The organism is Thermoanaerobaculia bacterium (assembly GCA_035717485.1).
Taxonomy (GTDB): Bacteria; Acidobacteriota; Thermoanaerobaculia; order UBA5066; family DATFVB01; genus DATFVB01.
Window position 1 is genome coordinate 1 of the sequence record DASTIQ010000295.1, and the last position, 24,802, is coordinate 24,802.

General features: G+C 68.8%; 21 protein-coding genes. 11 read left to right on the forward strand and 10 right to left on the reverse strand.

Annotation, left to right across the window (positions count from 1 at the left end; translation table 11 throughout):
- From VFS34_15460 to VFS34_15470, 3 genes are all read right to left on the reverse strand, one after another.
- A partial coding sequence (locus VFS34_15460; GenBank protein HET9795850.1) for an NAD-dependent protein deacylase occupies positions 1 to 121 on the reverse strand: 121 nt, incomplete at its 3' end.
- Positions 122 to 284: 163 nt separating this feature from the next.
- Positions 285 to 1,523 (reverse strand): MFS transporter, encoded by a 1,239-nt coding sequence (locus VFS34_15465; protein ID HET9795851.1) that lies wholly within the window; start codon positions 1,521 to 1,523, stop codon positions 285 to 287.
- 278 nt (positions 1,524 to 1,801) lie between these two features.
- Positions 1,802 to 5,026 (reverse strand): glycosyl hydrolase, encoded by a 3,225-nt coding sequence (locus VFS34_15470; protein HET9795852.1) that lies wholly within the window; start codon positions 5,024 to 5,026, stop codon positions 1,802 to 1,804.
- Positions 5,027 to 5,446: 420 nt separating this feature from the next.
- Here VFS34_15470 and VFS34_15475 point away from each other — a divergent pair, with 420 nt between their 5' ends.
- The 3 genes from VFS34_15475 to VFS34_15485 are packed head-to-tail and all read left to right on the forward strand — an operon-like array spanning position 5,447 to position 10,028.
- Entirely contained in the window at positions 5,447 to 7,447 is a 2,001-nt protein-coding gene (locus VFS34_15475; GenBank protein ID HET9795853.1) for a S9 family peptidase, read from the forward strand.
- Positions 7,444 to 8,466 carry an SMP-30/gluconolactonase/LRE family protein gene (locus tag VFS34_15480; GenBank protein HET9795854.1) on the forward strand — a complete coding sequence of 341 codons (1,023 nt, stop codon included), beginning with the start codon at positions 7,444 to 7,446 and terminating at the stop codon, positions 8,464 to 8,466. The genes VFS34_15475 and VFS34_15480 overlap by 4 nt, the downstream gene beginning before the upstream one ends.
- Positions 8,463 to 10,028 carry a M20/M25/M40 family metallo-hydrolase gene (locus tag VFS34_15485; protein ID HET9795855.1) on the forward strand — a complete coding sequence of 522 codons (1,566 nt, stop codon included), beginning with the start codon at positions 8,463 to 8,465 and terminating at the stop codon, positions 10,026 to 10,028. The genes VFS34_15480 and VFS34_15485 overlap by 4 nt, the downstream gene beginning before the upstream one ends.
- Before the next feature lie 59 nt (positions 10,029 to 10,087).
- Here VFS34_15485 and VFS34_15490 read toward each other — a convergent pair whose 3' ends face one another.
- The 5 genes from VFS34_15490 to VFS34_15510 all read right to left on the reverse strand — a co-directional run bounded on the left by VFS34_15490 (position 10,088) and on the right by VFS34_15510 (position 14,216).
- Entirely contained in the window at positions 10,088 to 10,477 is a 390-nt protein-coding gene (locus tag VFS34_15490; GenBank protein HET9795856.1) for a hypothetical protein, read from the reverse strand.
- 173 nt (positions 10,478 to 10,650) lie between these two features.
- Positions 10,651 to 10,974, reverse strand: a complete 324-nt coding sequence (locus VFS34_15495; GenBank protein HET9795857.1) for a hypothetical protein — start codon at positions 10,972 to 10,974, stop codon at positions 10,651 to 10,653.
- Between the two features lie 44 nt (positions 10,975 to 11,018).
- A complete protein-coding gene (locus tag VFS34_15500; protein HET9795858.1) occupies positions 11,019 to 11,864 on the reverse strand; it encodes a PAS domain-containing protein in 846 nt (281 codons plus the stop codon).
- 89 nt (positions 11,865 to 11,953) lie between these two features.
- Positions 11,954 to 12,508: a hypothetical protein gene (locus VFS34_15505; GenBank protein HET9795859.1), complete on the reverse strand. Its 555-nt coding sequence runs from the start codon at positions 12,506 to 12,508 to the stop codon at positions 11,954 to 11,956.
- 277 nt (positions 12,509 to 12,785) lie between these two features.
- Positions 12,786 to 14,216 carry an aminotransferase class V-fold PLP-dependent enzyme gene (locus tag VFS34_15510; GenBank protein ID HET9795860.1) on the reverse strand — a complete coding sequence of 477 codons (1,431 nt, stop codon included), beginning with the start codon at positions 14,214 to 14,216 and terminating at the stop codon, positions 12,786 to 12,788.
- An 89-nt stretch (positions 14,217 to 14,305) separates the two neighbouring features.
- On the opposite strand from VFS34_15510, the gene VFS34_15515 reads away from it, so the two are divergent.
- Both VFS34_15515 and VFS34_15520 read left to right on the forward strand, forming a co-directional pair.
- Complete coding sequence (locus tag VFS34_15515) at positions 14,306 to 17,533, forward strand: hypothetical protein (GenBank protein ID HET9795861.1); 3,228 nt, start codon at positions 14,306 to 14,308, stop codon at positions 17,531 to 17,533.
- A 136-nt stretch (positions 17,534 to 17,669) separates the two neighbouring features.
- Positions 17,670 to 17,849 (forward strand): hypothetical protein, encoded by a 180-nt coding sequence (locus VFS34_15520; GenBank protein ID HET9795862.1) that lies wholly within the window; start codon positions 17,670 to 17,672, stop codon positions 17,847 to 17,849.
- Here VFS34_15520 and VFS34_15525 read toward each other — a convergent pair.
- On the reverse strand, positions 17,841 to 18,920 hold the full coding sequence (locus VFS34_15525) for a PAS domain-containing sensor histidine kinase (GenBank protein ID HET9795863.1): 1,080 nt from the start codon (positions 18,918 to 18,920) through the stop codon (positions 17,841 to 17,843). The genes VFS34_15520 and VFS34_15525 overlap by 9 nt on opposite strands.
- A complete protein-coding gene (locus VFS34_15530; protein ID HET9795864.1) occupies positions 18,917 to 19,663 on the reverse strand; it encodes an enoyl-CoA hydratase-related protein in 747 nt (248 codons plus the stop codon). Before VFS34_15530 ends, VFS34_15525 begins: the two co-directional genes overlap by 4 nt.
- 111 nt (positions 19,664 to 19,774) lie before the next feature.
- Between VFS34_15530 and VFS34_15535 the strand changes: the two genes are divergently transcribed.
- The 6 genes from VFS34_15535 to VFS34_15560 all read left to right on the forward strand — a co-directional run bounded on the left by VFS34_15535 (position 19,775) and on the right by VFS34_15560 (position 24,799).
- Positions 19,775 to 20,059 (forward strand): hypothetical protein, encoded by a 285-nt coding sequence (locus VFS34_15535; protein ID HET9795865.1) that lies wholly within the window; start codon positions 19,775 to 19,777, stop codon positions 20,057 to 20,059.
- An 18-nt stretch (positions 20,060 to 20,077) separates the two neighbouring features.
- Positions 20,078 to 20,545, forward strand: a complete 468-nt coding sequence (locus VFS34_15540) for a Rieske (2Fe-2S) protein (protein HET9795866.1) — start codon at positions 20,078 to 20,080, stop codon at positions 20,543 to 20,545.
- Positions 20,529 to 21,626, forward strand: a complete 1,098-nt coding sequence (locus VFS34_15545; GenBank protein ID HET9795867.1) for a cytochrome bc complex cytochrome b subunit — start codon at positions 20,529 to 20,531, stop codon at positions 21,624 to 21,626. Before VFS34_15540 ends, VFS34_15545 begins: the two co-directional genes overlap by 17 nt.
- Entirely contained in the window at positions 21,623 to 22,894 is a 1,272-nt protein-coding gene (locus tag VFS34_15550; protein HET9795868.1) for a cytochrome c3 family protein, read from the forward strand. The genes VFS34_15545 and VFS34_15550 overlap by 4 nt, the downstream gene beginning before the upstream one ends.
- A 145-nt stretch (positions 22,895 to 23,039) precedes the next feature.
- Positions 23,040 to 23,387, forward strand: coding sequence for a hypothetical protein (locus VFS34_15555; protein ID HET9795869.1), 348 nt, complete (start codon positions 23,040 to 23,042; stop codon positions 23,385 to 23,387).
- Positions 23,388 to 23,419: 32 nt separating this feature from the next.
- Entirely contained in the window at positions 23,420 to 24,799 is a 1,380-nt protein-coding gene (locus tag VFS34_15560) for a TolC family protein (protein HET9795870.1), read from the forward strand.
- Positions 24,800 to 24,802 lie beyond the last annotated feature (3 nt).

Genomic DNA, 24,802 nt, shown 5'->3' on the forward strand with positions numbered 1-24,802 from the left:
GCCCACCCGCCCCGCGAAAAGTCGCGATCCCCGATTCGGCCGAGCCGCCGGCGCCCGTCAGGACCGACACGCGCTTCGCCGAGCGGAGTGCGGAAACCAGTCGGTCGAAGTCGGAGGGCACGGGTCAAGTCTATCGGGCGCCGGCCATGAGGCTCTCCCGGCGTGGCGAGGCGCGAGCCCGCCGGGATGCGGGCCGCCCGCGAGATCCCGAGGCATACCGGGGGGTATGTCGCAGGGTCTCGCGGGCGGCACGCGCCCGGCCGGCTCGATGCATCGCCGCGCCGCTACGCGATCTGTTCCCCCTTCGTTTCCGGAAACGTCCAGATCCAAGCCGCCGTCGCCGCGGCGAAAACCGCCGCGAGCGACATCCCGCCGGCGAGCCCCCAGCGCCGTGCGATCACGGTCACCACGATCGGCGTCACGAACTGGACCCCGCGCGCGATGTTGTAGATCGATCCCATCGCGGCGCCGCGGATCGGCGTCGGAAAGAGCTCGGCGAAGAGCGGCCCGAAGCCGCCCCACACCCCGGTGCCCAGGCCGACCAGGAACATGAACGCGAGGACCACCCCCGGCGTCGAGGCGATCGATCCCCAGAACACCGTCGTCATCGCGAGCCCCGCGGCGAAGACGAGGGAATAGGCCGTGAACGCCGGCCGCCGCCCCCACCGGTCCGCGACGAACCCGAACGACGCATACCCGAGGAGTCCGCCGGCCTGGGTGACGAGAATCCACGACGCCGACTTCGCCATCGAGAAGTGCCGCTCGTCGTGCAGGTAGCCGGGGAGCCACGTGTACGTGAACCAGTACGCCGACATGGTGAAGATCGTCAGGAGAAGCCCCCGCAGGAAGACGCCGCGATGCGCGGGCGAGAGGATCACGGCGATCCGGGACGGCGCGGACCCGCCTCGCGGGTCGCGGCGATGCGCCTCCCAGACGTCCGATTCCGGAAGGTACTTCCGCACGGCGACGACGAGGAGCGCCGGGATCCCCGAGACGAGGAAGCAGGCGCGCCAGCCGATCGCGGGGGCGAGGAATCCGCCCACCACGGAAGCGAGCGCGACGCCGATCGGCGCACCGGTCTGGACGAACGCGCCGTAGCGCGCCCGGACGCGGGCCGGGAAGGTTTCGGCCACGTACGTCTGCCCCGTTCCCCATTCGCCGCCGACGCCGAGGCCCGTCACGATCCGGGCCACCATCAACCAGAAGAAACTCGGGGCGAGACCGCTCGCGAACGTGCCCGCCGAAAAAACCAGGATTGTCGCCTGCAGGATCGCCTTGCGGCCGAACCGGTCCGACAGGAAGCCGAACAGCACGCCTCCGGCCGCCGTCGCCGCGAGCGACGCGCCGAAGATCCAGGAGAGCTGCTCCCGCGAAAAATGGAACTCGCGCCCGAGCGGGATGAGGAGGAAGCTGTAGAGGATCAGGTCGTAGAAGTCGAAGACCCAGCCGGCCCAGGCCATCGCGAGGATTTCGAAATGGGCCCGCCCCGGCGCCTTCGCCTCGTGGAGAAAAGGCCGGCTCATCGGATCCGGAAGGACCCCGCCGACGCGGGCTGGCCCGCGGACGTCCGGAGACGACGCCGGCTCCGCCAGCACCGACGCCCGACGCGACGGCACGCCGCCGCCGCCCGGATCGAGACGAGACGGCCTCTCAGTTCACGACGAGCCAGGAGTGCGGCGCGGCGCGAGCCCGGCGGGAGGCGGGGCGGCCGGCCCGCGGGCAAGGCGTACCGGGGCGTCCGCCGCGCCCGCGGGCGGTTGCCCCGCGCCCGCCCGGCTCGATGCATCGCCGCACCGGCCTCTCAGCTCTCGTCCCCGACCTTCGGCAGCACCGTGACCGGCGCGATCTTCTCCTGCTCCACCAACCGGTTGAAATCCGCGAGATCGCGGCTCACCAGGTCCTGGAACTCGGCGAGGATGGCATCGAGCTTGTTCTTCAGGACCTCGTCGTACGCGGTCTGCGAGGCGGTCGGCTTCGCGTCGGCGGAGCCGACCTCGCCGGCGAGGTTCGTGAACTCGTGGTCGAGCCCGGGCTGGAAGTTCAGGTCGTCCTCGTTGGACTTGATGTTCGGATTGATGAGCTCCTCCTCGATCCCCGTGAGCTTCTTCGTCAGCTCCTTCGCCTTCGGACCGATCGCGCTCCCCTTCCCGGTCTTCTCCGCATGCTCCTGGATGCTCTTGATCTGCTCCTTGAGGTCCCGGATCTTCATCACGGTCGCGTGGGTCTGCGACAGGCCGTCGCGGATCCTCTCCAGGAGATCGAACTGCGCCTTGAGATCCGCGGCGGAGGTCCCGACCGTCGGATTCGGACGGACCTCGAAGGACTGGGTGAACGCCTTTCCGTCCACCGTGAGCCGGGCCTGGTAGGAGCCCGGCGCGACCTTCGGCGGCCGCTTGTCCCCTTCGTTGAAGACGGCCTTCGGGACGAGCGTGGGCTTCAGGATCCGCATGTCCCAGACGAACCGGTTCAGTCCCTCCTTCGGCTCGAGCTTCTTCTCCTTCTGCGCCTCCGCGGCCTCGTCGGTCTCCTCCGGTTTCGTCTCGTCCTTCTTCTCGTTGTCGAACTTCCGGATGACGGTGCTCCCCGAGAGGATCTCGAGCGTGATCTTCGAGCTCTCGGCCGGCTTGTCCTTCAGCCAGTAGTCGATGAGGACGCCCGCCGGCATGTTCTTGCCGGCGGCGGCGGTCGACGGCGGCCCTTCTCCCTCGTCCGGCGTCTCGATCTGGATCCGGACGGCGGGTCTCGGCGGGAAGAGATGGACCGGCTCCCCTGCGATCGACTCGCTCCACTGGCGGAGCGGTCCGAGGTCGTCGAGGATCCAGAACGCGCGTCCCTGCGTGGCGACGACGAGATCGCCGTTCTTGACGGTGAGGTCCGTGACGGGAACGGGAGGCAGGTTTCGCTGGAACGGCTGCCAGGACGCGCCGTCGTCGAACGAGACGTACAGGCCTCGCTCGGTCCCGCAGTAGAGCAGGCCCGCCCTCGCCGGGTCTTCCCGCACGACGCGCGTGAACGCCCCGTCGGGGATCCCCGAGTCGATCTTCTTCCAGGTCTTTCCGTAGTCGCTGGTCTTGTAGAGATACGGCTTGAAATCGTCGAACTGGTACATCGTGGCCGCGACGTACGCCGTCCCTTTTTCGCGCGCCGAAGCGTCGATCGCGTTCACGCGGATCCACTCCGGCATCCCCTTCGGCGTCACGTTCTCCCACGTCTTCGCGTCGTCCCGGCTGACGTGAATGAGGCCGTCGTCGCTCCCCGCCCAGAGGACCCCGGCCTCCAGCGGCGACTCCGCGAGAGCGAAGATCGTGTCGTAGACCTCGACTCCCGTCACGTCGTGCGACACGGGTCCTCCCGAGGCGGGCTGCTTGGAGGGATCGTTCCTCGTCAGATCGGGGCTCGCTTCCGTCCACGTCTGCCCCTCGTCGGTCGATCGCATGAGCTTCTGCGCGGCGAAATAGAGCACGCGCGGATCGTGCTTCGAGACGATGATCGGCGCGTTCCACTGGTAGCGGTACTTCAGGTCCTTCGTCGGATGGCCGTCGGCGAGCTGCGGCCACGGGTCGATCTGGCGATACTGGCGGGTCTTCCGGTCGAACCGCGTGATCGTTCCACCGTAGCCGCCCGCGTAGACGATCTCGGGATTCCGCGGATCGGGCGCGATCCAGCCGCTCTCGCCGCCTCCCACGTCGTACCACTCGTTGGCGGTGATCCCGCCGAATCCGGGAACGCCGCTCGGGATCCCGACCGTCGAATTGTCCTGCTGGGCGCCGTAGACCCAGTACGGAAAGCGGTCGTCCGTGATGACGCGGTAGAACTGCGCGGTCGGCTGGTTGTCCTGCGTCGACCAGGTCTGGCCGCCGTTGAACGTGATCGTCGCGCCGCCGTCGTTTCCGAGGATCATGCGGTTCGGATCGTCGGGATCGATCCACAGATCATGGTTGTCGCCGTGCGGGACCGTCATCTTGTGGAGAGACTTGCCGGCGTCGGAGACCTTGTAGAACTCGACGTTCGGGATGTAGAGGACGTCGGCGTTCTTCGTGTCGGGGAAGAGCCAGGAGTAGTACCAGGCGCGCTGCCGGATCCCGTGGTCGTCGGAAACGCGCGTCCACTTCTCCCCTCCGTCGTCGCTCCGGTAGAGGCCTCCCTTGTCGTTCTGCGCGTCGATGATCGCGAACACCCGGCCGGGCTTGACCGAGGCCGCGACCCCGACGCGCCCCCAGATCCCCGGCGGGAGGCCGTTCTCCGTGAGCTTCTTCCAGGTGTCGCCGCCGTCGGTCGACTTGTACAGCCCGCTTCCCGGGCCGCCGCTCTCGAGCGTCCACGGCTTCCGGTACGCCTGCCAGAAGGCGGCGTAGAGCACGCGCGGATTCGTGGGATCCATCGAGAGATCGGCCGCGCCGGTCTTCTCGTCGACGAAGAGGACCTTCTTCCAGCTCTTTCCGCCGTCCTCCGTTCGAAAGATCCCGCGCTCGGGGTTCGGCCCCCAGACGTGCCCGAGCGCCGCGACGTAGACGAGATCGGGATCGTGCGGGTGGACGATCACGCGGGAGATCTGGTACGTGTCCTTCAGTCCCACGTTCTTCCAGGTGTGGCCCGCGTCGGTCGATTTCCAGACGCCGTCCCCGTTGGAGACGTTCCCGCGGATCGGCGATTCTCCCATCCCCACCCAGACGACGTTCGGATCGGACTCCGAGACCGCGATCGAACCGACGGAGCCGGTCTTGAAATCCTTGTCCGACATCGCCTCCCAGTTCGATCCTCCGTCGGTCGTCTTCCAGATCCCGCCCCCGGTGCCTCCGAAGTAGAACGTCAGCGGCTGCCCGCGCACACCCGTGACCGCGGTCGAACGGCCCCCGCGGTACGGCCCGATGTTTCGAAACTGCAGCCCTTCGAAGCGGTCGGAGAGCGACTTCTTCGAGGGTTCGGCGGAAGCGGCCGTCTTCTTCGTCTTCGCGCCGTCGGCCGAAAACGCGGTCGCCAGGCAGAGCGCGGCCATGACCCAGAGGGTTCTTCGAAGCGAACGCAAGGGCATCCTCCTTCTCTCGTCGTCCCGGGGAATGAAGAGCACGAAGGCGCATTATAGAGGCCGGAACGATCGGCCGCGGCGGAACGCGACCCCGCACGCGCCGGCCCCCCTGGAGCCGAGGGCGTTGCCCAGCGCGGGCGGGCTCCTTGCGATCCTCGCCGCCGCGCGCGTGACGCTGCGCTCCGAGAGGAGGGCCTCGAAGGCGAAGAGAAGGCTGAGATCGCTTCCCGACATAGTCACGAAGGCTCGGGATTCGGAAAATCCATTTCATGAACGTCCGTTTCCTGTCTATCCTTGGTCCGGATCGAGGAGAGGGGAATCCCGACTCTGCCCGATTCCGCGGCCGGATCTTCCGCCGGCGGTTCGGAAAGCGGACCGGCGGGACGTTATCCGTCCGCTCGGGGAAGAAGGAGGAAACGAATGGACCACCGGCGATCACTCCGGAACGTCTTCCTCGCGGCCGCGATCCTCGGGATCGCCGCCGCCGCGGCCGCCGACCTGCCGCCGATCGTTCCGCGAGACGTCCTGTTCGGCAACCCGGTCCGCGAGTTCCCGCTGATCTCCCCCGACGCGTCGCACCTCGCGTACCTCGCGCCGGACGAAAAGGGGGTCCTCCAGGTCTGGGTGGGAGGTCCCGACGGAGCGGGCGCGCGTCCCGTCACCCGGGATCCCCACCGGGGCGTGACGCTCTACCAGTGGGCGGGGGACTCGCGGCACATCCTCTACGAGCAGGACTCCGACGGCGACGAGAACTTCCACCTGTACTCCGCCGACATCGGCGGCGGGCCGGTCCGCGACCTCACCCCCTTCCAGGGCGTCAAGGCGCAGAACCTCTGCACGAGCCCCCGGAAGCCGGGCGAGATCCTCGTGGGTCTCAACCTCCGGAAGCGGGACCTCTTCGACATGTACCGCATCGACCTCGAGACCGGCGCCCTCCGGCTCGACACCGAGAACCCCGGCGACGTCATCTCCTGGACGAAGGACATCGACCTCGTGATCCGCGGGGCGACCGTTTTCGATCCGAAGACCCTGGAAACGGTCGTCCGGGTGCGCGACTCGGCCGGCGCGCCCTGGCGCGATCTCGTGCGGATGCCGTTCGAGGACGCGACGATGTTCGGGCAGTTCAACGGCGGGAGCGTCATCGCCGGCTTCGAGCCCGACGGACGGGCGCTCGACATCGTCTCGGCGCTCCATTCCCCGACCCACCGGCTGGAGCGCATCGACGCGAAGACCGGCGAGACGCTCGCGGTCCTCGCCGAAGACGCGCGCTCCGACGTCGCCGAAGACCTCTTCGACCTGGTCCCGCTCGTGCTGCGGCATCCGTGGACCGGCGCCCTCCAGGCCGTCGCGTTCGAGTGGGAGAGGCGGGAGTGGAAATTCCTCGATCCCGCCGTCGCCGCGGACTTCGCGGCGCTCGGCCGCACCCACCGCGGGTTCCTCGATGTCATGAGCCGCGACGAGGCGGACCGGCGGTGGGTGGTGCTGGAGCTCGTCGACGACGGTCCGCTGACCTTCTTCCTCTGGGACCGCGACGCGAAGAAGGAAACGCCGCTCTTCCAGGACCAGCCGGCGCTCGCGAATTACGTTCTCGCGAAGCAGAAGCTGGTCACGATCCGCGCCCGGGACGGCGTCCTCCTCCCGGCCTTTCTCACGCTTCCCCCCGGCGTTCCGCCGAAGAACCTGCCGCTCGTGCTCTTTCCCCACGGGGGCCCGTGGGTGCGCGATCACTGGGGATTCGACCCGGTCGTCCAATGGCTCGCCAACCGCGGCTATGCCGTGCTCCAGGTCCAGTTCCGCGGGTCGACCGGCTTCGGGAAGCGATTCCTGAATCTCGGCAACCACGAGTTCGGCCTCAAGATGGAGGACGACTCGATCGACGGCGCCCGCTGGGCCGTCGCCCAGGGGATCGCCGATCCCAAGCGGCTCGCGATCATGGGCGCGTCCGCGGGCGGCTACGCGACCCTGCGGGCGATCACCGAGCACCCCGACATGTTCGTCGCGGCCGTCGACCTCGTCGGTCCGGCGGACGTCTCGCTCCTCTTCTCGACGATGCCCGCCGGCTGGGGAGCGGTCAAGAACAGGTGGATCCGGCGGATCGGCGACGTCGAGCACGACGCGGAGCTCAACCGGAAGCTCTCGCCGCTCTATCACGCCGAGGCGATCCGCACCCCTCTCCTGATCGGCCAGGGCGTCAACGACCCGCGCGTCAACATCGAGAACTCGAACCGCATGGTCGCCGCGCTGCGCGCGAGGAAGATCCCGGTCGACTACGTCGTCTATTCCGACGAGGGTCACGGATTCCAGCGGCCCGAGAACAACCTCGACTTCTTCGGACGTTCCGAGGATTTCCTCGCCCGGCATCTCGGCGGACGTGCCGAGCCCTGGAAGAAGATCGCGGGATCGACCGCGGAGGTCCGGTGAGAATCCGCGCGGCGTCCACGCTCGGTCTTCTGGCCCTCGTGGCGGCGCTCCCCTCGCCGCTCCGCGCCGACGACCGCGGGCTCGATCTCTTCGCGACGGTCGCGGAGCGGGACCTGATTCCCGAAGGAATCGCCTTCGATCCGGCGACGCGGACCCTCTTCCTCGGGAGCATCCGGAAACGAAAGATCGTGGCTCTTTCCGCCGAAGGCAAGGCCCGGGATTTCGTGACGCCGGAGCAGGACGGTCTCCGGAGCGTCCTCGGACTGAAGGTGGACTCCCGACACCGGGCGCTCCTCGCCTGTTCGGGCGTCGACGGCCCCGGGATGATCCACTACTCCCCCGCCGACCTCGGGAAGTCCGCGGTCTACGAGTTCGACCTCGCGACCGGCCGAACGCGCCGGATCTTCCGGGCGCCTCCGGGTCGTCATCTCTTCAACGATCTCGTCTTCACCCGGGACGGGATCCTCTACGTCACGGACAGCCTCGAAGGATGCGTGTACCGCATCGACCGCGACACCGGACGGGTCGACCGCTTCACGCGCGCCGGAAAGTTCGTTTACCCGAACGGAATCGCGATCGACCCCGAGGAGCGCACGATCTTCGTCGCGGATGCCCAGACGATCCGGGCCGTCGACCTCGGAGGCGGCCCGCGGCGCGAGCTCGCGCACCCTCCGGGAGTTCATCTCGGAGAGGTGGACGGCCTCTACTTCGACAACGGCGCGCTGATCGCGATCCAGAACGGGAATCCCCCGGTCCGAATCGTGCGGTTCTCGCTCTCGGGCTCCCGCCATCGGGTCACGGGAGAAATGGTCCTCGCCTCCGGCGATCCGCGCTTCCCGGAACCGACGACCGGAGCGATCGCCGGGGACGTGCTCTATTTCGTGGGCGACACGCAGCTCCGGGCGATCGGGAAGGATGGAGGTCTCTGGCCTCCGGAGAAGCTCCAGCCCGTCCGGGTCTACGAGATGGCGCTGCGCACCGCTCCGCCCGAGGGCGGATTCCCCCGGAGGAAGAGATGAAACGAGCGCTCGTTCTGCCGATGATCCTGCTGTGGGCCGGTACCGGGGCGTTCGCGGGAGAATCCGTTCCGCCGGGCCCTCCCGCGGCATCCGGTCTCGCGCGATCTCCCGCGGCGAGCGCCGCCCGCGCGTGGCGGGAAGCCCACGAGGTCGCGATCGTTCGCGAGCTCGTCGGGCTTCTCGGCATCCCGAACCAGGCCTCCGACACGGCGGACATCGAACGCAACGCCGCGGCCGTGTCGGCCCTGTACGAGCGGCGCGGGGCGACGGTCCGCCTTCTCCGGGTCCCCGACGCCCCGCCGGCCGTCTACGCGGCGCTCGACACGCCGGGCGCGACGAAGACCGTCACCTTCTACGCGCATTACGACGGCCAGCCGGCGGACCCGCGGCAATGGACGACGCCTCCCTTCGCTCCCGTGCTTCGGCGGGGCACCCTCGAATCGGGAGGGGGCGAGTTGTCGCTCGAGGACCTCGCGGCTCCCCTCGATCCCGAATGGCGGATCTATGCCCGATCGGCCTCCGACGACAAGGCGCCGATCGTGGGATTCGCGGCCGCCCTCGACGCCCTGAAATCCCGGGGCCTTCGTCCGTCGGTCAATCTCCGGTTCTTCTTCGAAGGGGAAGAGGAGGCGGGATCGCCGCATCTGGCGACGATCCTCGAGCGGTACGCCGCCGATCTCCGAACGGATGGATGGATCCTCTGCGACGGCCCCGTTCATCAGAGCCGCCGCCCGCAGATCTTCTTCGGCGCCCGGGGAACGACCGGGCTCGAGATGACCGTGTACGGGCCGAATCACGGCCTCCACAGCGGACACTACGGAAACTGGGCGCCGAACCCGATCGTGCGGCTGGCGCATCTCATCGACTCGATGCGCGACGAGGAAGGACGGATTCTCGTCCCCGGCTTCGCCGACGACGTGCGGCCCCTCTCGGAGTCCGAAACCCGCGCGATCGCCGCCGTGCCGCGCGTGGACGAGGCGCTCGAGAAGGAGTTCGGCATCGCCCGGCCCGAGGGGAACGGCGCGTCGCTCGTCGAGCTCCTCCATCGGCCGGCCGTGAACGTCCGGGGAATCTCCGCCGGGCACGTCGGCGCGCAGGCCGCGAACGTGATCGTTCCCGAAGCGACCGCCTCGATCGACTTCCGCCTCGTCCCGGACCAGACGCCGGAAGGAGTGCGCCGAAAGATCGAATCGTTCATCGAAAAGCAGGGCTGGTGGATCGTCCGGCAGGAACCGGACGCGGCGACTCGCGCCGCTCACCCGAAGATCGTGAAGCTCGACTGGGAAGGCGGTTACCCGGCGGCCCGAACGTCCATGGATCTTCCCTTCTCCCGCGCGATCCTCGCCGCCGCCGGACGCGCCCTGGGGCCGGACGTGGTGAAGATGCCGATGCTCGGCGGGAGCATTCCGATGTATCTGTTCCAGGACGGAGGCAGGATCCCGGTCGTCGGAGCCCCGATCGCGAACCACGACAACAACCAGCACGCCGCCAACGAGAACCTGCGGCTGAAGAACCTGTGGGACGGGATCGAGCTGTACGCGACACTGTTCGCGGAACTATAGGGACGGGGGCCGGCGCCGGCCATGCCGCTCCCGTCCGGCTCGATGCATCGCCGCGACTCTCAACGCACGTTTCGCCAGAGCTTGGCCACCACGTTTTCCAGACGATCGACGTACAGGAACCCGCCCAGCCCTGCGGTCACCAGGATCAGCAGCATCGTCGCGATCTGCAGGTCCGCGACGGCCCGGATGAGACGAAGGTTCCCCGTCTGGATCACTCCCATCCCCAGTCGCCGCCAGGCGATCCACGCCGACATGCCCGCGGAGTGCGCCTGGCGGGCGGCCTCGAGGAAGAGCGTCACGCACGAGAACAGGAGGATCGCGACGAGGGCCGACAGGCTCGCGAGGAGCGCGCGGCGGTGCTTGAAGGGCGTCTTCGCGACCACGCGGTCGAGTTGCGCGCGCTCCGCCGCCGTCAGCGGACTCGCGGATTCCCGTCCGTCGATCGACACCTCGCGATTGTATCCGTCCCGTTCGCGGAAGCCTCTTCGCGAGGGGGCGCCCGCGAGGCGCACGGGCGATCCTGTCGGCGTCGATCCGCCGATACGGTTCGCGCGAGCTCACCGTCCATCGCCCCGTCGCCCGGCAGAGCGAAGGCGGACGGCTCGATGCATCGCCGCGCCCGCTATCGACGGTCGTGCTTCTGGCGATAAATCCGGCGGGAGAGGCGATTCTGCTGCCGGTTCACGATGCGCCGGTCCTTCGGCGTGAGCCTTCCCCCGTCGTCTTCCCGCATATCGCGGATCTCCCCGTTCAACCGCGTCTCCTGCCTCTCGAGCCGCGCCGTCTCCCGGGGCGTGAGCTCTCCGCTCGCGACGCCCTGGGCGATCCGGCGCTGCTGGTTTTCCTTTCGTCTTTCGATCCGGCTTTCCGCCGACGCGATCGCGGCGAAGAGGAGCGGCGAAAGGACGGCGGCGGCGGCCAGGCGAACGAGCTTCCGGATTCTCATGATTCTTCCCTCCGTCCGATCAGACGAGGGAGCGGGCGGAGGGTTTACGGGGTTCGCGCCTTTCTCTGCCGGAGGGCCTGCAACTCCTCTTCGAGCCTCTTCTGTTCGGTGACGTCGCGGAAGCTCCAGACGCGACCCACGACGCGTCCGGCGATCTTCTGCGGCATCGAGTACCGCTCGAAGGTGCGGCCGTCCTTGAATCGCACCCAGTCGTAGCTCTGCCCTTCCGGTTCGCGATAGATCTCGCCGACTTTTCGGAGGAATTTTTCCGGGTTCTGCACCTGCTCCATCACCCAGGCGCGCAGCCGCGGCTTGTCGAACGAGGTCACGATCTCCGGCGGAATCCCCCACATCTCGACGACCTTCCGATTGAAATCCAGGAGATCCCCGTCGAGGTCGACCACGAGAATTCCGTCGGCGGTGGCGTCGAAAGTCGCCCGGAGGAGCGAGTGGGCTCGTGCGAGTTCTTCCTCGGCCCGGACGAGCTCCGTGACGTCGCGGAACGTCCAGACGCGGCCGACGGCCCGCCCCGCGACGCGGCGCGGCGTCGAACGACGCTCGAAACGGCGGCCGTCCTTGAAGAGAAGCATGTCGAAGCTCTCCGCCTCCGGATTCGAGTAGACCTCCATGACCTTTCGCACGAACGGCGCCGGCTCCTGGAGCTGCTCCAGCACGAAGGCGATGAGCGCATCGTCGTCTCCGGCGGCCGTCAGGCGGGCGGGGATACCCCACAACGAGACGAACGAGCGATTGAACGCGACGATCCGACCGTTCTCGTCGACGACGAGAATTCCTTCGGTGATCGCGTCGAGCGTCGCCTGGAGGAGCGCGACAGCATCCTCGGGCGCGACCGGCTCGCGGGGCGGGGGAACGGCATCGTCGGAGGCCACGAAACGAGGAGCCGAGTATACGGCGGCGCCGGCCGGGCAAAAAAAGGCCGCCCTCGCGGGCGGCCTTCGATCGACTCGAGAAACCCCGTTCAGGCCGGAGGAGGCGGAGGCGGCACCGACGCATCCGGAGGCGCGGAGGTCGTCGACGTGCTCGACGGAGTCGTCTGGACCGGCGGCAGGGTCGTCGGCGCGGGCGACGTTTCCGGCGCCGTGGTCGACGGAGCGGTGCTCGGAACGGGCGCCGGAGCGGGGGCCGCCTGGATCGGGACGGGAACCATCTTCGGCGCGGCGATCACGGGAGCGGGCTCGGCCGGAGCGGCCTGCTCACGCGCGTGCGGCGTCGCCGCCCGGCGATGATGCGTCGCCGTCGTTCCCGAAGGCTTCGGGGTGCTCTCCGGCGCGGCGGCGGACGTTTCCGTCGGAGCGGCGGGCGTCACGGGCGCGGCCGCCACGGGAGCCGCCGGAGCGGCTTCGGGGCTCGGAGCGACGGGAGTCAGGGGCGGCGGCGTGATCGCGGCGGAGGCGCCGGATTCCGTCGACGACGTCGTCGTGGTCGTCGCCACCTTCGCCTGACGGCTCGAATGCGCGACCGCGAGCGCGATCACGACGCCGACGACAACGACGATTCCGAGAAATATTTCCATGCGGATCTTCCGGGCCCGATCGGCCTGGGCAGTTCTTTCGAAGGAGAAGCGTTGAGAAGTGCTTGCCATTCTGACCTCCGGTCAGGACAAAGTGCAAGATCGTTGCCAGACCGGAGCACCCGTGACGAGCTGCGAATCACGAGTCGCATCATGCGGGACTCGGAGATCGCTCTCGAAACGATTCGACGGGACCGATGAGACGACTCGAGGCTTCCACTCCGCGGCGTCTTCGGACGAGAGACTCGCGACGCGCGACTTTCGACTCGAGGACTTGCGACTACTTCTCTTCTTCGATCGCCCGGCGCAGATCCTCGATCGCCATCTCGATCCTCTCCCGGTGGGTGCGGAACGAGAGAACGCAGATCCGGATCGCGAAGACGGGCCCGAGCATCGTGCCGGTGACGTGCACCCGGCCGCGCGCGTTGACGCTCTCGAGGATCCGGCGGTTTCCGGCGTTCGTTTCCTCGACCGACCGGCCGGCCCACGCCCGCCGGAACGCGACGATCGAGAGCTGCGGCTCGGCGAGGATCTCGATCTCCGGAATCTCCCGCAGCGCGGCCGCCGCGGCGCGCGCGAGCGCGAGCTTCTCCTCCAGGTTTTCCCGGAAGGGCGCGATCCCGGAGAGGCGAACGGGGAGCCAGACGCGCAGCCCGCGCCATCCTCGGGACAGCTCGGGGGAGATCTGGCAGAAGTCGACGAACTCGTCCTCCTCGCGCATCTCGGGGAGGTAATCGGCCGTCAGCGCGTGGGCCCGTTTCAGCGCCGCGCCGTCCCGCACCAGCAGGCATCCGGTGCCGTAGGGAAGGAAAAGGCCCTTGTGGGGATCGAGGATCACGGAGTCCGAGAGTTCCATCCCGGCGAGCGTCGCCCGTCCTTCCGCCGTGAGCGCGAAGAAACCGCCGTACGCCGCGTCCACGTGGAACCACAGGTCCTCGCGCCGGGCGAGGTCCGCGAGCGCCCGCAGATCGTCGACCGCGCCCGTGTTGGTCGTCCCGGCGTTGCCGACGACGAGGAAGGGGGTTCGTCCGGAGGCCCGGTCGTCGGCGATCCGCTGCGCGAGACGGTCGAGACGGACCCGGAATCGGTCGTCCGAGGGGATCGAGCGGACGTTCTCGGGCGGAAAACCCGCGAGCATCGCCGCCTTCGCGACGGAGTGGTGGGTCTGGTCGGAAACGTAGATCGTTCCGGAGAGGAAATCCGGCGGGAGCTTCTCGCGGCGCGCCGTGACGATCGCCGAGAAGTTCGAGATCGACCCGCCCGACGTGAGAATGCCGCGCGCGGACGCGGGGTAACCGACGATCCCGGCGAACCAGGAGACGACGTCGGCCTCGATCTGCGCGAGGCCCGGCGCCGCCGCCCACACGCCGACGTAGCGGTTCGTCGCGTCGGCGATCAGGTCGGCGACGGCGGCCGCCGGAATGCCGCCGCCGGGGATGTAGGCGAGATAGCCCGGCCCGGCCGTGCAGAAGCTCGTCGGAATGACGCGGTCGAACAGCAGATCGAGCAGCGGCCCGGGGTCCGTCCCGTTCTCGGGAAGGCCCTGCCGGATCTCGCGGGCGAGCTTCGCGCCCTCCGACGGCGGCGCCGAAGACATCCGCGGGAGGGCTTCCAGGTACCGCTCGATCCGGGACGTCGCGGCGTCGACGAGCGACCGGAATTGTCCGGGCGATAGCTCGAGAGGAAGTCGCGGCGGCGCGGAAGCCGGCATCTCCCGATCTTACCGTGGACCCTCCCGGGTAACGATGGGCTTCCCCGAAGCGTTTGATATCGTTTGACGATCAACGAGGAGAACCGATGATGACGAAGCTCCGCCTCCTGTCCGCCCTGCTCGTGGCCTTCGCGGCCTTCCCGGCGTTCGCGCGCCGACCCGCCGCCCCGCCGGCGCCGTCCGCCTCGCCGGCGGAAGCCGAACCCTCCGATTTCTTCGCGAACGTGAAGATCCGGAACCTCGGCCCCTCCGTGGGCGGCGGGCGCGTGAGCTGCGTGGCCGGGATTCCGGGCGACCGGAACGTGTATTACGTCGGGGCGGCCGGAGGCGGGATCTGGAAAACGATCGACGGAGGGCTGTCCTGGAAGGCGGTCTTCGAGAAGGAAGCGACCGCGTCGATCGGAGCGATCGCCGTCGCGCCGTCGAATCCGGCCGTCGTGTGGGTCGGGACCGGGGAGGCGAACATCCGCAACGACGCGCTCCCCGGGCGCGGGATCTACGTCTCGGGGGACGCGGGCCAGAGCTGGAAGCGGGCGGGCCTCGAACACGCCGGGCAGATTTCCAACATCGTGATCCATCCGACGAATCCCGACGTGGTGTGGGTTTCGGTCTTCGGGCACGAGTGGGGACCCAACCCGGACCGCGGGGTCTTCCGCACGACCGACGGCGGCGCCACGTGGAAGAAGGTCCTCTTCGTCGACGACAAGACGGGGGCGATCGACCTCGTCATGGAGCCCGGGAACCCCCGCGTCCTGTACGCCGCCCTCTGGGAGGCGCGGCGCTACCCGTGGGAGCTCGTCAGCGGCGGCGGCGGGAGCGGGATCTACCGTTCGACCGACGGCGGCGATACCTGGAAGAAGCTCACGAAAGGCCTGCCCGACGGTCCCTTCGGCCGGATCGCGATCGCGGCCGCGCCGAGCGACCCGCGCCACGTCTACGCGCTGATCGAAGCGAAGAAGGGGATGCTCTGGGATTCGACCGACCGCGGAGACGAGTGGAAGAAGGTGAGCGAGAGCCATCTGCTCGACGTGCGCCCCTTCTACTTCTCCCGCCTCTTCGTTTCTCCCGAGGACGAGCGCCGGGTCTATTTCCTGTCGTTCGACCTCGTACAGTCCGATGACGGCGGAAAGACGGCGCGCCCGATCGACCGGGGCGTCCACGTCGACCACCACGCGCTCTGGATCGACCCGTCGGATCCCGCGCGCATGGTGCAGGGAAACGACGGCGGTGCGTACGTCAGCGAGGACCGCGGGAAGAGCTGGCGGTACTGGAACAACATCCCGATCGAGCAGTTCTACATGGTCGCCGCCGACTCGCAGACTCCGTATCACCTCTGCGGCGGCCTCCAGGACAACAACGCCTGGTGCGGCACGTCGGACAGCCTGAGCCGTTCCGGGATCACCGGCGCGGACTGGTACGTGACGACCGGCGGCGACGGCGAGTACGCGGTTCCGGCTCCGAGCGATCCGACGATCGTCTATTCCGATTCGCAGAACGGCTCGATCAGCCGCCTCGACACGAAGACCCACGTCTCCCGCTACGTCCAGCCGTATCTCCTCGGGGTCGAGGACCGGACTCCGTCCGAGCTCCGGTACCGCTTCAACTGGACCTCCCCCATCGCCGTCTCGGCCTCGGACGCCAACGAGGTGTACCTCGGCGGGAACGTCGTGTTCCGGTCGAAGGACGGCGGCGAGCATTGGGAGGCCGCGAGCCCGGATCTGACCCGGAACGACAAGGCCAAGCAGGTCGCGAGCGGCGGCCCGATCAATCTCGACCTCTCGGGCGCGGAGACCTACGACACCCTCCTCTCGATCACGATCGCGGACCGCGATCCGGGGACGATCTGGACCGGGAGCGACGACGGGCTCGTCCACGTGACGCGCGACGGGGGGAAGACGTGGACGAACGTGACGCCGAAGGGCGCTCCCGCGTGGGCCCGCGTCTACCAGATCGGCGTCTCGCCCTTCGACCCGGCGTCCGCGTACGCGCCTTTCGACGCGCACGAGCTCGACGACGACCGGCCGTACGCCTGGAAGACCGCCGACGGCGGAAAGACGTGGACGTCGATCGCGGCGGGGCTCCCGCCGGACGAGCCGGTGTTCGTGATCCGCGAGAACCCGAACCGCCGCGGGTTCCTCGTCGCCGGAACGGGCGCCGGCGTCTACGTCTCTCGCGACGCGGGAGGGCATTGGGAGAAGCTGCGCGCCGACATGCCGACCGCCGCGGTGTTCGACGTGAAATTCGTGCGCCGTGATCTCGTGGTCGCGACCCATGGGCGCGGTCTCTTCGTGTTGGACGCGATCTCTCCGCTGGAAGAGGCGACGCCGGCGGTCGAGGCGGAAGATTTCCATCTCTTCGACACGCAGCCGGGCGTCCTGTACCACCTCTGGAACCGGGGCGGCTTCTCGCGCGATCTCGGCGCCGCCCCCAACCCCCCGTCCGGCGTCCGCGTCGACTATTCCCTGAAATCCGAGATCAAGAGCGACGACGAGAAGGAAGAGCCGGGCCCGGGCCCCAAGAAGACGCCCGTCCGGATCGTCGTGACGGACGCCGCCGGGCGGGCGGTCGCGACGCGGTACGGACCGTCGAAGGCGGGTCTGAACCGCTGGGTCTGGGACATGCGATACGACGGCGAGACTCCGGTCGCCTTCCAGAAGCGCCCGCCGCCCAACGAGTTCTTCTCGCCCGGCGAGGGCCCGCGCGTCCTCCCGGGCGAGTACACCGTCGCCGTGACCGTCCGCGGAAAGACCGAGAAGAAGACCGCCCGGGTCGAGCCGGACCCGCGGATCCCGCCGCGGGCCGACGCCGCCCGCGAGGGCGCGCGCGCCGCTCTCGAGGCGCGCAACGAATTGACCGCGCTCAACGAAGCGTTGAACCGCACGCACGACCTCCGCGGCGAGCTCAAGAAGACCGAGCGGCTGGGGCGGGACGAGGGCTCTCCGGAGAAGCCGCCCCGCTTCCCGAAGGCGGCGGCGGCCGCGAAGGCCCTCGAGGCGAAGCTCGCCGCGTGGCAGGACTCCGTGTACAACTCCGAGCGACAGTACGACGTGGGCGCCGACTCGATCCACTTCCACTCGCGCCTCCACGACTCCTACGAGTCGCTCGCGCGCCAGCTCTCCTTCATGGGGGACGCGGCCCCCACCGACGCGGCGCGCGAGGAGATCACCCGGCTCCGCGGAGAGCTCGATTCGCGGCTCGCCGAGTTCAACCGGATCGTCGCCGAGGACGTGGCCGGCTACGACAGGACCGCGGCGGCGGAAGGCGCGCCGACGGTGTGGGGGGGAGAGGCCGTCAAGGTCGAGCCACCGCCTTTGTAGCGGACGGGCGCGGGCGATACGCCAGGGGATCCGGCTCCGGCGGGCCGCCGGGCGCTCGGCGTCCGTTTCCGTACGCCTTCATCGCCGAGGCGCCCGGAGCTGCCGGACGGTCCGATTCTTGCAGCCCTTCCGCTCCATGACGCTCGATCTCGACGCCCGCGAAGCCCAGCTGCTCCGGGAAGTCTGCGAAAGCGCGCTCTCCGACCTGCGCATGGAAGTCGCGGGAACGGAGGACCAGGATTTCCGGGAAAATCTCAAACGGCGGGAACAGTTCCTCGGTTCTCTCCTCGAGCGGCTCGGCCGCGCCTCACTCTGACGCCGCGGGCAGCGACACCGAAACCGTCGTTCCGCGTCCGAGCGCGCTCTCGATCCCGATCGTTCCGCCGTGCCGCTCGACGATCTCGCGGGCGAGCGCGAAGCCCAGCCCGAGCCCCGGGTAGTTCCGATCCGAAACGTTGCTCCCCCGGAAAAACCTCCGCCCGATCGATGCCACCTCCGGCCCGGGGATGCCGATTCCGGAGTCGGCGATCCGCACGACGGCCCGGCTTCCGTCGCGGGCGAGAGAGACGCGGATCGCGCCTCCCTCCGGCGAGTACTTGATCGCGTTCTCGAGGACGTTCGCGAACACCTGCTGGAGCCGCGCGGGATCGCCGGCAACCGGGAGGGGCACCCCCTCCCCTTCGACGACCTCGATCGTGTGCCGGCGGCGGCCGTCTTCGGCCTCGAGAGCGTGCGCGCGGAATTCGACGACCCCCCGGACGAGGGCCGCGAGGTCGACCGGAACGGGAGGCGCGACGGCGAGCTCCCCGGCGCGGCTCGCGATCGCGAGGTCGTCGACGAGCCGCGAGAGCCGCTCGAGCTGGGCCATCAGTTTTCGGAACGTGTCTCCGGTGTTCGGAATTCCGGACCCCGCCTGCCGGCGCATCACCTCGACGAACATCCGGATCGACTGGAGAGGCGTGCGCAGTTCGTGCGCCATCATCCGGAGGAAGACCTCCTTGGTCTCGGCCGCCTCGTGGCGCTCGTGGATGTCGACGCACGAGCCGATGAAACCGCGGAATCGCGCACCGTCGAAGCTCGGCGTCCCCCGGTCCACGACCCAGCGATACGCGCCGTCGTTCCGGCGAAGCCGGTACTCCATCTCGAACGGCGCGCGCCGCCGGAAGTGGTCGCGGTAGACGCGAAGGCACGAGCCGAGATCGTCGGGATGAACTCCCGCCGACCAGCCGTCTCCGAGCTCGTCCTCGATCGGTCGGCCCGTGAAACGGAGCCACGACGCGTTGAAATAGTCGCAGCCCCCGTCTTCGCCCGAACGCCAGACCATCACGGGCCCGTGCTCCACGAGCCTCCGGTATTCCTCGCCCGAAAGGGAGGGCAGAGGGGTCACGACCGGCTCTGGAGGCGGGCCACCGCGTCGGCGACCTTGCGCCGGCCGGCCTCCGAGAACCAGCCGTCGAGCCAGGCGCGGGCATCCTCTTCGGACTGCCGCGCGAGCGCATCCGCGGCCGGCCGACGCAGCATCGCCTTGATCGCGCCGAACGCCGCGCCTCCTTCGGCGAGACCGCGGGCGATCTCGGCGGCGCGTCTCTCGAGATCCGCCGCCAGCACCACCTCGTCGACGATTCCCGCCTCCTCCGCTTCCCGCGGAGTGAAGAGCTTCCCCTCGAGGGCCGCCGCCGCGAGCGATCCCGGGGAGAGCTGGGCCCGGAAGGTTTCGATGACGATCGCGGGAAGTTGCAGGCCGAGGCGGACCTCGTTGATCCCGATCTTCGTATCGCCTTCCGCCATCACGCGCCGGTCGGCCTGCATCGCGAGCACGCAGCCGCCGGCGAACGCGTGTCCGTTGACGGCGCAGACGACGGGCGCCGGCCAGAGGAACACGCGGAGCATGGTCCGGTGGAAGTCGCGCATCAGGCCGCCGATCGCCTCGCGCGGGAGCGACGCGAGCGCCGGAAGGTCGAGCCCGGCGCTGAAGATCTTCCGGGCCCCCGTCAGCACGAGGGCCGGGGCGCCGGCGGCGCGGTCGAGCGCGCCCTCCAGATCCGCGAGGAAGCGATCCTGGATCGCGTTGGCCTTGCCGTCGTCCATGCGGAGAACGGCGACCCCGCCGGCGTCTTCCATGGCGATCATGCGCGGATGATATCCGGCGGATGCCCGCCCCGGCCGCCGCGATCGGATTGATTCATTTGCACTACTCCGCTCCCGCGGTCTTCTGAAAGAATTCCGCCTCAAGGAGGACCGATGAACTCGACCAAGAAGATCCTGGGGACGGCGGCGGCGATTTACCTGGCGGTGATGGGCGCCGAATCTCTGTCCGCGAAGGCGGCCTACGTCAAGCAGGCGAAGGAAGCCGGCTATCCGGCGACGAATTGTCTCTATTGCCACACGGAGAAGCTCCCGAAGAAGGAAAACGCCAAGCAGCAGCTGAACGATCGCGGCAAGTGGCTCCTCGCCCAGATGGAAAAGAAGAACGCCAAGGAAGTCGACGTGAACTGGCTGAAGGACTACCCCGGCGGAAAGGACTGACCCCGGGAAATCGACACGATGTCGACCGAGCCGCCGCCGCTTTCCGGTCCTCCGCTGGACGACTCGAGGCGGCGGTGGCTCTCCGCATTCCTGGCGACGAGCGTCGGCGCGACGATCCTCTCGTTCCTCTATCCGGTGCTCCGGTACCTGATCCCCCCGGTCACGTCCGAGCCGTCCCTCTCGGAGCTCGAGCTCCCCTTCAAATCCTCGGATCTCCCTCCGAATTCCGGACGGATCGTGCCGTTCGGGGGCAAGCCGATCCTGGTCTTCCGAACTCCCGCCGGTGAGCTCAAGGCGCTCAGCGCCGTCTGCACCCATCTGAACTGCACGGTTCAGTACCGGAAGGATCGTTCGGACGTCTGGTGCGCCTGCCACAACGGAACGTACAACCTCGACGGGGGGAACGTGTCGGGACCGCCTCCCCGGCCGCTCACGGCGCTCGAGGTCAACGTTCGCGGAGACAAGATCGTTGTCCGCAAAGCGTGAGATCGGGTTCCGCGAGCGAGCGCTCGAAGCGGTCGGCTGGGAGAAGCTGCGCCATTTCACCGAGAAGAAGGACGTCCCCGTTCACGGGTCGATGGTCTTCTACTACCTCGGGGGAATGGCCCTGTTCCTCTTCCTGATCCAGGCGGCGACCGGGATCCTGCTCCTGCTCTACTACCGTCCGAGCGCCTCGGAGGCGTACGAAAGCGTCCAGTACATCATGGCGGAAGTCCCCTTCGGCTGGCTGATCCGCTCGATCCACTCCTGGGGAGCGAACATCTTCGTCGGGGTCGTGATCCTGCACTTCCTGTCCGCGTTCTTCGAGAAAGCGTATCGGCCGCCGAGGCAGTTCACCTGGCTCTCGGGCACGGCCCTGCTCTTCCTCGCCTTCGCGTTCGGCTTTTCGGGATACCTGCTGCCGTGGAACACCCTTTCCTACTTCGCGACGAAGGTCGGGACCGACGTGCCGGCGCAGATCCCGGGAATCGGGCCCCTCCTTTCCCGCATCCTCCGCGGCGGCTCCGACGTGACCGGCGCGACCCTGTCGCGCTTCTACGGCGTCCACGTCGCGATCCTGCCCGCGACCGCGACCCTCCTCCTGGGGATCCACCTCTATCTCGTGCAGCTCCACGGCATGAGCGTTCCGCCCGCGGTCGAGCGCGCCGGACCGCCGCGGCGCATGAAGTTCTTCCCGGACTTCCTCCTGCGCGACATGGTCGGCTGGCTGACCGCCGTCGCGCTTCTCGCGGTCCTCTGCGTCTTCTTTCCCTGGGAGCTCGGCCGCAAGGCCGATCCTTTCGCTCCCGCTCCCGCCGGCATTCGGCCCGAGTGGTACTTCCTCTCGATGTTCCAGGCGCTCAAGTACCTTCCCGCGACGATCGCCGGAATCCCCGGCGAGCTCTTCGGAATCGTCGGTTTCGGGGTGATCGGGCTCGTGGTCCTGCTCGTCCCGTTCCTCGACGGGAGGGCGGTGGAGGGGCGCTCCTCGCCCTGGTGGAACCGGATCGGCGTGCTGCTGCTGCTGGCGGCGCTCGCGCTGACGGTCCTCGCGCTGCTCCCGCAGCCGGGCGCGGGCGCCTCGTGAAGATTTCCGCGCTCGCCGCCGCGCTCGCGCTCGCCGCCGGCCTCGGGTCCGCCGCTCCGTCTCCCCGCCTCGCTCCGCCGCCCGCGGTCCCGGCGCCGGTGAACGCGTGCCTGAAATGCCACCTCTCGCTGGACGACGACACGCTCTCGCCGCCGGCCCGCGCCTTCCAGAAAGAGGACGTCCACGCGAAGGCCGGATTCACGTGCGCGAACTGTCACGGCGGCGACCCGACGCAGGACGACATGGACGCCGCGCACGACCCGAAAAAGGGATTCATCGGCAAGCCGGCGCACGCCCAGATCCCGGGGGTCTGCGCGAAATGCCACAGCGACGCCGCGATGATGAAGCAGTACAACCCGTCGCTGCGCGTGGACGAGCTCTCCGAATACAAGACCAGCAAGCACGGGCAGATGCTCGCGAAGGGCGATCAGCGCGTCGCCGAGTGCGCGAACTGCCACGGCGCGCACGGGATCCTCCCGATCAAGGATTCGCGCTCTCCGGTCTACCCGACGCGGGTCGCGAAGACGTGCAACACCTGCCACGGGGACGCGGCGCTCATGGCCTCGTACCACCTTCCCTCGGACGTCTACGCGAAGTACATGACGAGCGTGCACGCGAAGGCGATGTACGAGAAAGGCGACATCTCGGCGCCGACCTGCAACTCCTGTCACGGGAACCACGGGGCGACGCCGCCGGCGGTGACCTCCGTCGCCAACGTCTGCGGGACCTGCCACGCGGTATTCGCGGAAAAGTTCCGGGCGAGCGCCCACGCGCGCGCCTTCGAAGATCTCGGCCTCCCCGGATGCGTCACGTGCCACGGAAACCACGACATCGCCGCGCCGACCGAGGAATTCCTCGGAACCGGGCCGACGGGTCGATGCGGCTCGTGCCACGAGAAAGGGGATCGCTGCGACGTCGCGACGACCGCGATGCACGGCGACATCGTCGCGCTGAGGACGCGGATCGAGGCCGCGCATCGCGTGCTCGAGACCGCCTCCGAAGCCGGGATGGAGGTCTCGAAGCAGAAGTTCGACCTCACGAACGCCGAGGAGGCGCTGACCAAGGCCCGAACGGACGTTCACGAGCTCCAGCTCGCCGCGGTCCGCAAGGACGCCGACGAAGGTCTCGCGATCGCCCGCGCCGCCGAAGCCGCGGGCCACCGCGCGATGGCGGAGCGCGACTATCGCCGTCGGGGACTGCTGTTGTCGCTCGTGCTCATCCTGGGCACGATCATCGCGCTGGTATTCACGATCCGCCGCCTCGGATAGACCGGGTGACGCGCCGGATGGAGAGCCGCCGCGGTCCGTCCTTCGACGGAATAAAATTTCCGGCCCGGCGGGTTATCGGACGAATGAGCGAGTTGATGCAAATGATTCATTTCCCCACTCCCGGCTCCGCTCCACAATGTCGTTGATGTCCAAGAAGCTCCGAAAACTGCGGAAGGGCTTCCTGGCCGGTGGAGTGCTGGTCCTCCTCGTTTTCGGTCTGGCCGCTCCGCCCGCCGCCGCGGGATGCGCGATGGGCGTCGATTCGGCGCCCTCCGGTTCTCTCGCCGCGCCCGATTGCTGCACGGACCGGAGCTGCCCGCGGATGGCTCCGGCAGCGCCGCGGCCCGAAGCTATCCTCAGCGCGCCGGCGACGCCCGGTCCGTCCCCGCTCGTCGCGATCGCCACGGTATCCTCCCCGACGATTTCCTTCCCCGTGCCCGTCCGGCAGCGCGTCGCCCGCGACGATCTCCCCGGCCCTCCTCTCCGCATCTGACCTTTCCTTCGCCGCGCGTCTCCCCGGGAGACGTGTCCCCTCAGTCGCAGGCGAAGGAGATCCAGATGGGAATCCCGAAGACTCCATGGATGATGGCCCTGTTCGCGGCCGCGGTGCCGGCCGTTGTCGGCGGCGCGCCGCCGACCAAGATCGCCGACACGAGCGATCCCGTGCTCGAGCGCCTGGTCGAGGAGGCCCTTCACGAAAATCCGGATGCGCGCAGCGCGGCGGCGGAGGCCGACGCCGCGCGATTTCGAATCGCTCCCGCCGGGACGCTCCCCGATCCCTTCCTGTCGTTGAACTATCAGAACGACGGGAGACAGTTCAGTCTCGGGACGAAGGAAATGACCTTCCTGGGAGCGACGTTCTCCCAGCCCCTCCCCTGGCCGGGGAAACTCCGGCTCGCCGGGGAGATCGCGGGAGGCGAGGCGAAGCAGGTCGAATCGGCGGTCCTCGGCCGTTCCCGGCGATCCGTCGAGGCCCGCGTCCGCCGCGCCTACGCCGAATGGCAGCTCGCGACCGCTCTCCGGAATCTGGCGGAAGAGCGCCGCTCGACGTGGCGAGAGATCGAAGGCGTCGTCCGGGCGCGCTACTCGGCGGGGCTCGCCGTCCAGCAGGACCTCCTGCGGGCTCAGGCCGAGATCCTTCGGCTGGACGAAGAAGCCGCCGTCGAGACGGCGAACGTGGCCGCGCGGCTGGCCGATCTCGACCGGGCCGTCGGGAGGCCTCAGGACATGCCGGTCGAAAACGCCCGGCCGCTCGACCTCGACCCGGCTCTGCCGGAGCTCTCCCGACTGCTCGAAAGCATCCGCGCCGGGCACCCGGAGCTCGCCGGAGCCGAGGCGGCCATTCAGACGGACAAGCTTCGCGTCGACCTCACGAAAAAGGAATTCCTTCCCGATTTCGTCGCGAGCGCCGGCCCGATGTACCGCGGCGGCCTCGATCCGATGTGGCAGGTCGGCCTCGGAATCTCGCTTCCGATCTATTCGGGCTCCCGCCAGCGCAACCGGCTCCGCGAGGCCGAAGCGAACCTCCAATCGGGAGAGGCCCGGCTCGCTTCCGCGAGGCAGGAGCTCGAATTCCGCACTCGCGAGCGCTACGAAACCCTCAAGGGCGTTCTGCGGGCGGCGCAGATCGATCGCGACGGGGTCATTCCCATCGACCAGCTTTCGCTCGAATCGGCGATCGCGAGCTATCGAACCGGCCGCGTTCCCTTCGTCACGGTCCTCGACGCCTTGAACGCCCTGTATTCGGACCGATCCAACCTGTACGTCCGCCTCGCCGACGCCGGAAAGCTGCGCGTGGCGATCGACGAGGCCGATCTGCAGACGGGACCGGCCATGGCGCCTTCCGTGCGGCCCGCCGCCTCCATGTCCAGCAACGCCGCGAGCCCCGCGGGCTCGATGAGGTAACGG